Source organism: Lysinibacillus sp. GW821-FHT14F06, from assembly GCF_058803665.1.
Genome location: NZ_JBXAPF010000026.1, coordinates 54843 through 63565 on the forward strand (window position 1 = coordinate 54843; position 8723 = coordinate 63565).

Annotated in this window: 9 protein-coding genes; 1 reads left to right on the plus strand and 8 read right to left on the minus strand. The window is 35.6% G+C overall.

Annotation, left to right across the window (positions count from 1 at the left end):
* Window positions 1–103: 103 nt before the first annotated feature.
* From AC1RNS_RS19440 to AC1RNS_RS19470, 7 genes are all read right to left on the minus strand, one after another.
* Window positions 104–871: a tyrosine-protein phosphatase gene (locus AC1RNS_RS19440; protein ID WP_492995055.1), complete on the minus strand. Its 768-nt coding sequence runs from the start codon at window positions 869–871 to the stop codon at window positions 104–106.
* A 173-nt stretch (window positions 872–1044) separates the two neighbouring features.
* Complete coding sequence (locus AC1RNS_RS19445) at window positions 1045–1575, minus strand: hypothetical protein (protein WP_492995056.1); 531 nt, start codon at window positions 1573–1575, stop codon at window positions 1045–1047.
* Between the two features lie 14 nt (window positions 1576–1589).
* Window positions 1590–2822, minus strand: a complete 1233-nt coding sequence (locus AC1RNS_RS19450; protein WP_492995058.1) for an aminopeptidase — start codon at window positions 2820–2822, stop codon at window positions 1590–1592.
* A gap of 21 nt (window positions 2823–2843) precedes the next feature.
* Window positions 2844–3602, minus strand: coding sequence for an ABC transporter permease (locus tag AC1RNS_RS19455; RefSeq protein ID WP_492995059.1), 759 nt, complete (start codon window positions 3600–3602; stop codon window positions 2844–2846).
* A gap of 3 nt (window positions 3603–3605) precedes the next feature.
* Window positions 3606–4544: an ABC transporter ATP-binding protein gene (locus AC1RNS_RS19460; RefSeq protein WP_492995060.1), complete on the minus strand. Its 939-nt coding sequence runs from the start codon at window positions 4542–4544 to the stop codon at window positions 3606–3608.
* A gap of 558 nt (window positions 4545–5102) precedes the next feature.
* Window positions 5103–5648, minus strand: a complete 546-nt coding sequence (locus AC1RNS_RS19465; protein ID WP_492995062.1) for a glutathione peroxidase — start codon at window positions 5646–5648, stop codon at window positions 5103–5105.
* A gap of 90 nt (window positions 5649–5738) precedes the next feature.
* Window positions 5739–6287 (minus strand): hypothetical protein, encoded by a 549-nt coding sequence (locus AC1RNS_RS19470; RefSeq protein ID WP_492995064.1) that lies wholly within the window; start codon window positions 6285–6287, stop codon window positions 5739–5741.
* An 81-nt stretch (window positions 6288–6368) separates the two neighbouring features.
* Here AC1RNS_RS19470 and ytvI point away from each other — a divergent pair, with 81 nt between their 5' ends.
* On the plus strand, window positions 6369–7427 hold the full coding sequence (gene ytvI / locus AC1RNS_RS19475) for a sporulation integral membrane protein YtvI (protein ID WP_492995065.1): 1059 nt from the start codon (window positions 6369–6371) through the stop codon (window positions 7425–7427).
* Window positions 7428–7521: 94 nt separating this feature from the next.
* Here ytvI and AC1RNS_RS19480 read toward each other — a convergent pair whose 3' ends face one another.
* The gene (locus AC1RNS_RS19480; RefSeq protein ID WP_492995066.1) at window positions 7522–8640 is read right to left on the minus strand and encodes a C40 family peptidase; all 1119 of its coding nucleotides are present in this window, start codon (window positions 8638–8640) and stop codon (window positions 7522–7524) included.
* Window positions 8641–8723: the final 83 nt, after the last annotated feature.

Genomic DNA, 8723 nt, shown 5'->3' on the forward strand with positions numbered 1-8723 from the left:
ATAGTATCTTATCATAGATTTCATGACTGTAAAGAATTTTCTAGAAATAAAATAGCCTATTTCACTTAAAAACCCCTCTCACCATATGTGAAAGGGGTTCCTATCATGTTAAGCAATTAGCCTGTAATTGCCTACGTTTATCTGCTGTTAATCCGAATTCCTGCTCTAAAAAGGCAGCCTTTGAACCATACCGTCTATCCATTGCATCGAATGCTGCCTGTAAATAATCCTCCCGAGCAGACATCAATGCATAAAATTGCTGTAATTCTCGTTCATTATAATGTTGTTGAATGGCCTGAGCCATTCTTTCAACCATTGGACGTAGATGTAGATTTGTATCTAAATAGTCTTCCATAATCGTTTCCTCTGGTACATCTAAAGCCAGTAAAATAAGTGCACCGCCGATACCTGTTCGATCCTTCCCAACTGCACAGTGATGAACCAGCCCAAGATTATTCGGGTTTTGAATAATCGTCATTAACTCTTTAAAGGAAGCATTATTAAAAGGCATTTGTGCATAAAATTCCTGGAACATCTCTGGACTAACAACCTTATAAAAATCTTTTCCACCAGTGTTTGTTGGCATCTCAAAAGCATGGTTGCCCTTTGCAGGGATTTGAATATAGTGAGCATGCGGTAAAATGGGATTAGGATTGTTTTGGGCTTCATGGTTATCACGATAGTCAAATATCGTTTTCACACCTAATGTTTCAAAAAGCTGCTTATCCGCTGTCGTCATCTTACCAAGTGCTGCTGAGCGAAAAAACAAGCGACTCTTTACGACACGACCATCTCTCGCTTTATACCCACCCATATCACGAAAATTATAGACTGCTTCAAATGGAATAACCTTCACATCAAACGGTTTCATTCATTACCCCTCCCATAATTGCAAGCATTATTATCTTTATTTTATAGAACGAATCGAAAGAATACCAATTTTTGCACTATGAATTCAAAGATTTATTCACTACTTAAAAATAAAACTCCAACAATCATCCCTTAAAATGATGTTGGAGTTTCAATTTGCCAATTACGCTCGCGTCATAAATCTTTCTGATTTTCACTTTTTTTATAAAAGCCTTCTAAAAATTGCATTAATTTTTCAAACTCCACCGAAAAAATATCCTGCATACCGAAATATCCCTCACTGTCCCCTATTATATTAGCGAATTTTTTATAGAGTCGATGGATATATTCATGGTGACGATAAGCATAAAATTGAACTTCCTTTACCTCCTTATGTTCTTCTAAAATATGCTTGAGCATTTGTGAAAAGCCATTAACAAAGGAACGGCTATTTTGATATTCTTTCTTTAATAGAGCACAATCAATAAAGACAATTTCTTTATTTTTAAAATGATCCTCCCGTAATCCCAACGTATAGCTAGCTGCCGCGATTACTTCCTGTTGAGTATTATAAAAGAGAAGTAGATTTGTTTCTTCTATCATGATTGATAAACTTCCTAGAGTCTCCAAAATGGGATACATATCATCAAACATATTTCTGTTTTGCAAAAAGAAAATCGCAAACTTTTCATAATCCTCTTCTGTCTTACATTTCATTATATGCATTCATATCCCTCCTTCTAATCGGTAAATTTAGATACCCATTTTCCATGCATCAAAATTGGTTCCATTGAGCCGTCATCATGAACACCATTCACTTGTAAATGCTGGGAGCCAATCATAAAATCAACATGGATTATACTAGAATTAATACTATTTTCATGATCTACTCTATCTTCCTCTTTCAAGCCTGATGTATATGCCTGCCCAATCGCTAAATGACAGGATGCATTCTCATCCAATAAAGCATGGTAAAAAATAAGATTACTTGCTGAGATAACAGAGTCATGGGGCACTAATGCAACCTCACCAATATATTTTGCTCCCTCATCTTTATGCAAAATACCATTTAACACATCCAGCCCTTTTTCTGCACTACAATCAATAATCTCTCCATCTTTAAAAGTAAGGGTAAAATCATCAATTACCTGCCCTTCATAAACTAATGGCTTTGTATTTTTAACGACCCCATTAACACCCGTTTTAAGTGGTGTTGTATAAATCTCTTCTGTTGGCATATTACAAATAAATGGTGTTCCATTGTCATTTGTTTCTAAGCCATTCAACCAATAATGATTTTTTGGTAATTCGATTTTTAAGTCTGTGCCTTCACAGATAAAATGTAAATATCTAAAATGCTTATTGTTTAATAATGCTGCCCTTTTATTTAATTCTTCTATATGCTGCTCCCATGCTGCTATTGGATTTTCATTATCCAATTTCATTATCTTAAAAAACTCCTCCCATAGCTGCTCTAGTCCATCCTTTGGCACCATATGAGGAAAGATAGACTCTGCCCATTTCTCCGTAGGATAAGCAACAACAGTCCAGCTCACTTGCATGCTGATCAATTTTTCAGTAAAGGAACGGAAGGCAATTGCCGAAGCATATTCAGCTTTTTCTACTTTAATGGGATCGATTCCCTCCATATTTTGCAGATGAGGTGAAATAATATAAAGAAAGGCAGCACCATCACTTGCCAGCTCTTCGTAACCTTTTACAAGCCAATCGGGTGTATATCCCAACCCCTGTTCTGACATTAATTCGCATTCAATGCGAGCCAGCTCTTCGTCAATCCATTTTACATAAACAAAATGCGCGCCATTGATATAAGCATATCGACAAATTCTTCTGACAAAATCAGCAGCAGTAATAGATGCAGAAATTACTAATGTCTGCCCCTGTTGAATATTTATTCCTACTTTTATGATTAACTCCGCATACTGCTCTACCTTATGTTCAAACGTTTTCATTTTATATTAACTCCCTATTATTTATTGAACGCGCCAATGTATTTTTTTACTTATCAATAGATAGGAAATACATGAAAAAATGATTAAAATAAATACTTCTTTAAATAAAGATACTGTCCACCCTACAGTAAGCATCTCATGGAGAATATTCGCGACATACGTTGTTGGCAGCACATAGGAAATCCATTGAAGAATCCTCGGAAGATCGGTTATTTCTATCATAACTGGAGTTAAAAAAGTGACAAACATCAATAAAAATTGAGCGACAATATTTGTGAATTGCGGATTTGGCGATAAAAATCCCATTAGTACACCAATTCCTACTACACTAAAGATCGCCAATAGTGCTACTGGCAGTAGAAGCCATTCGAAATGGAGACTCACACCATAAATACGCTGGCCTAAAATAAATACGATGATAAAGGATGGTAGGGAGGTTAAAATTCCGTAAAATAACAAGGATAATATGAAATTAACTTTACGGATGGGAAGTGATGCGTAATATGTAAAATAGCCTCCAAATTTTTGATAGGAGATATCCTGTCCTAAAATATTCATCCCCATTAACAGAATACTAAAAACCATATTTCCAATAATTAATCGTGCCAACTGTTCTTGACTGGATTCTCCTAGTAGAAAATTAAGGAAAACCAAAGTGACTATTGGAAATATTGCAGACATAGCAATAATCCACCATAATTGGTGGCGTACAATGGCGATTTGTATTCGAAAGAGGATAAACAATTCAATAAAAAATTGAGTGAAGGGGTTTGTTGTCATTCGCTATTCACTCCTCTGTTGCTCTTGAAGCATAGAATAGACATCCTCTAGACTTGGTGGTAGCAGTGAGTATTGGCTAATGTTTAATGTCTCATCCTGTATCAAATCAATAACTGTACGAATAGTATTTTTTTCAATTAGCATTGAAAGCTTGGCATCCTCTACTAATTCCATTTTCCCGAAAACTTCAAGACAATCTTGGACCTTTTGAATAGAAGCTTCCTGCGCATAAATTTCTAAACGCATTCGTTGATCCACCTTTCTCTTCAGCTTCTCCACATGATCAATGGCTAAAAGCCTTCCATTATCTATAACAGCTACACGATGTACAACTTTTTCAGCTTCCAAAATATTGTGAGTCACCAAAATAATTGTTGTGCCCTTGTGATTTAGCTCACGGATGATTTCCCACACTAATTTCCGTTTTAATGGATCTAACTCATTTGTAGGTTCATCCAGAATGATGACTGATGACTGCCCTATCAAAGTCGTTCCCAAGCTAATAAGCCTTCTTTGTCCTCCAGAAAGTTTAGATACTAGCTTATTTCGATATGTCTCCATGCCTAAACGCAGCAGAATGCCCTCCGTCTGCTGCTTTGCTTCCTTTTTAGATAAGCCCTTTAATCTTCCCGTAAAATAAATGGCTTCCCATGTTTTTAAAAATGATAAAGCAAAGGTCTCTTGTGAATAATAAGCGATTTGCTGAATGACATCCTTTGTATTTCTGGTAACTTCCTGTCCTTGAAATTTCACTGATCCTTCTGCAGGTGCTAATTGACCAATCATTTGCTTTATCAATGTTGTTTTTCCTGCCCCGTTCGGTCCTAAAATTCCAATGATTTCTCCTTTATATATGGTCAGTGAAATGCCATCATTCGCTTTATACCTTCCTTTTTTGTAGTAAAAAGTTACATTTTCTAACTCATATACTGGTTCAAGCATACTAAACAGCCTTCCCTGTTAAAATTTTGATAGATGGAGGTCTGACCAAATAAGCCAGACCTTCAAACAAATTATCTACCTATAGGTACTTTATCGCCCGTACGAGACGGATATGATGGTGGTGGAAACATCATTACTTTTCACCTCATCTTCCATTGAAGAAATAAGAAGGTCAATCACAGTTATCATGTAAAAAACCCCTCTCCTTCAAAATACATTCTGAAGGTTAAAATTAGGTTAAAAAATGCAGTTTTTTTTCAAAAAACAACAAAAAAACTGCCCTTATTTAGGACAGTTTGAAGGTTTAGATTTTATTTAAATAGCTCAGGATAAACTGCTTTTGCTATAGCTCAGAGACTTCGTATTTGCCGCATATCCTCCTGCTTCGGAAGAGTAGCTATACGTTCAAATAAAGGTTGATCTCCTGGTTTGTACAGCTCATATTACCTTACATAATATGTCATAAAAAAATCTTCAATATTTGCAATGGTCTACCATTATAATTCCTGTACTTACGATTTCTCGTCGAATTCCCGATCATACTATCTTTAGTAATATTTATAGGATTTTTTCAATAGCCTGCTCGATATCAAGCTGAGAATCCGTAGGCTCAAAGCGTGACACTGTTTTGCCATTTACATCGATTAAGAATTTTGTAAAGTTCCAACGGATATTACGACCCTCTAAAAAACTAGGCGCTATTTGAAGTATTGATTCTGCAAGCATTTTTTCCTGCATGTTTGCTTTTCCAAAGGAGCGATAATCGACCTCGTGCTTTAAATAATTAAACAGTGGATGTGTTGCATCTCCATTGACCTGCACTATCTCAAAAATCGGGAATGTTACACCATAGTTAACCTGACAAAGATGTGTAGTTTGCTCACCATCCTCAGGGTTTTGATTTCCAAATTGATCGCAAGGGAAGCCTAACACAACAAAATTCTCCTTGCCATATTTGTCGTACACTTTTTGCAAGTCTTCGAACTGATATGTAAAACGACATTGATTAGCTGTATTGACAATTAGCAGTGTTTTTCCTCGGTAGGTCTCCATTGATAAAATCTCACCATTTGGCTTCTTTACTAAATAATTATAAATACTCATGTTTTAATCCCCTTACTTTTTTCCTACATTATAGTAAACTTCCTTCTACTCACAAAAGGATTTGCATTAAAAAAAGCCATTCCATTACTTTTAACGGATGGCTGCCCTATATTTCTTTTTGTTTTTCATATCTTGCTCTTCCTCAATTAAACGTTTCACAATGTCCAGCACCTTAGGATTATTCGTGGCATCATATAATTTCTTAAAAGATACTACAATATCATAACGTATTAATGTTGAATGTTTTTCATCTAGACATGTCTGAAACCTTTTAGCCAAATAGGAAACGACTAAATCCCGTTGTACCTGCCCTGCTAACCCTATTTTCCAAATGGCCTGTAGAGTATGCCTTACCGTTTCAATTCTTTCATCATAAGTTACAGCCCAAATCTTTAAGAAGTCTTCCAATACTCTTTCTTCTGGATCACTTTTAGCTGCTAATGCGCATAAAAATTGTGCTGCAAGCGCGCGCATATGACCATCTTTATATGTAAGAGCTTGAACAAGTTGTTCCCAAACTGCATATGTCCAATCAACTGGTTCCTGCATAATTTTCATTAATTCTTCGTAAGATGCATATTGAATTTCATGGTCACGCTCTGTTAAATTACTAAAAAGCTGCAAAATTTCTTTTTCCATCATTCATCCCTACCTTTATTGTGTCAGAACGTAAAATTTTTATGGTACACTTATATTAATTTGCGTAAAGAAGGTGAATATATGAATAAATTAAATACTAGGAAACTGATTTTTAGATTGATAATGATTATTTCTATAATCGCGGCTGCATATTTTATTATCCCTGTTTCTGTACCGATCATCTTAGCAGGTGTCACTGCATTTTTTTTAGAGCCAATTGTTATGTTCTTTAAACGGCAATGGAAAATGTCACGGAAAATTGCAGTTGCTGTTATTTACATAGTGAGTGTTATCCTAATTACTATTATTTGTTACTTTACGATTACACAACTTATGTCTCAAATAATATTAGTTTCAAAGCAAGCTCCCTACTATATTTCAAAGCTATCAGAAATGTGGCTAACTATGCAAGAAAACATTTCTAAATACACAGAAGACTTTCCACCTGAAGTAAGTGCCTCGCTTCAAAATACAACGATGGATTTCATTAAGAAAATTGAAGAATCTTTTTTGAATTTCTTTAATTATACCAAAGTTACAGCCTTCTTTTCAGAAATTCCAAGCCTATTCATTAGTCTTCTCGTATATATGATTGCTCTCTTTCTATTTATGCTAGATCTGCCTAAATTAAAACAGATCACTTATAAATATTTGAAGCCTAGCACAGCAAACAAATTAAAGATTATTTTAAATCGCTTAAAGGATGCTATTTTTGGTTATATGAAGGCACATTTATTTGTTAGTTTTATCATTGGTGGCGTCACACTAATCGGCCTTTTATTAATTCAACCTAAATATGCTGTAACAATGACCATCATTATATGGATCATTGACATTATTCCTTTCCTTGGTTCCATTATTATCTTGGCACCCTGGGCACTTTATCACCTACTGATAGGAAATATATCTATCGCTGTAAAATTATTCATCTTAGCAGCTATTTTACTCATTATTCGTCGAGTAGTCGAGCCTAAATTAATGGGAGACCATATTGGGTTATCCACTTTACCAACATTAATAGCTATGTTTATCGGTCTACAATTATTTGGTGTTATAGGGTTACTTGCTGGACCCTTCGTTATTATTTTCTTCGTTGCATTAAAAGAAACAGGTATTATCAAATTGAATTTTAAACTTTAATCATGTGTAAGAAATAATGTATCAAAAAAAAGGCCATCTTTGTAAAACAAAGATGACCTTTTTGTTAATTCAATCGTCTATATATTAGCTGAGCTTATTGAATACGACCAAAGCCAACTAAATACTGATTCCACCAATCAAGTGATTCAACAACAACACCCTTATTTTGAGCATCAATCATTGTGTTGTTTCCTAAATAAATACCTACATGCGCTACACCAGAGCCATAGCTGAAGAATACAAGGTCACCTACACGTGCTTCACTTGCTGAAATACGTTGAGTTGCTAGATATTGTTGTGATGCTGTACGTGGTAAAGATACACCAGCTTGTTTGTAAGACCATTGCACAAGACCTGAACAGTCAAATCCTGTCGATGGGTTACTTCCACCCCAAACATAACTACGGCCTAGGAATTGCTTTGCAGTTGAAATAGCATCACCTGAAGATGCTGTACCTGTACCTGAACCGAAAACAATTTTGCCTCCGTTATTTGAAGCTTGTACAGCCGGAGTAGCTGCTTGAAGTGCACGTAAACGAGCTGCTTCTTCCTCTGCCGCTTTACGTTCAGCTTCTAAACGTTCTTCTTCTTGTTTTGTCGCAATTTGTGCTTTTAATGCAAGTGACTTAGCTTCACTTTCAGCCTTTTTCACTTCCATCTCGCTTTCCTTTTGTTGAAGCTCTTGGAATTGTTTTTGAAGCTCTTTTTGTTTTTCATCTAATGTTGCCTTTTGTTGCTCTAAGCTAGCCTTGTCTGCTTCCTGTTGATCAACTAGTTCTTGGTCAGCGTCCATTAATGTTTTAACCGCTACGACACGGTCCATTAAATCTGCAAAGCTTTTTGCTTCAAGGACTACGCTTAAATAGACACCCACTGTGTTATCCTGTGCTTGGTATGCAGCCATACGCTCGCTTAAAATCGCTGAACGCTGCTCAATACGTTTTTCTGTTTCAGCAATACTTGCATCAATTTCTTTAATATCTGCCTGAACCTGATTAAATACTTTTACTTTTTCATCAATCTCTTGCTGTAGTTTTGTTAATTCTTCTTGAAGTTTTTTAATTTCTGCATCTATTTTAGCTTTTTTTTCGATCATTTGTTGAGAAGTTTCTTCTGCATGCACTTCTGTTGGTTGTACTGTATTAAATAATAAGCCGCCAGCTAGTGCCAGTGCTAGTACCATCGACTTACGCCATTTATTGCGCTTACCCACGTTAACTTCTTTCCCTTCATCTCATCAATTTCGTTTCTCGTGTTCTATGTAATCACTTGAACGATGTATATTTGTAAATTTGT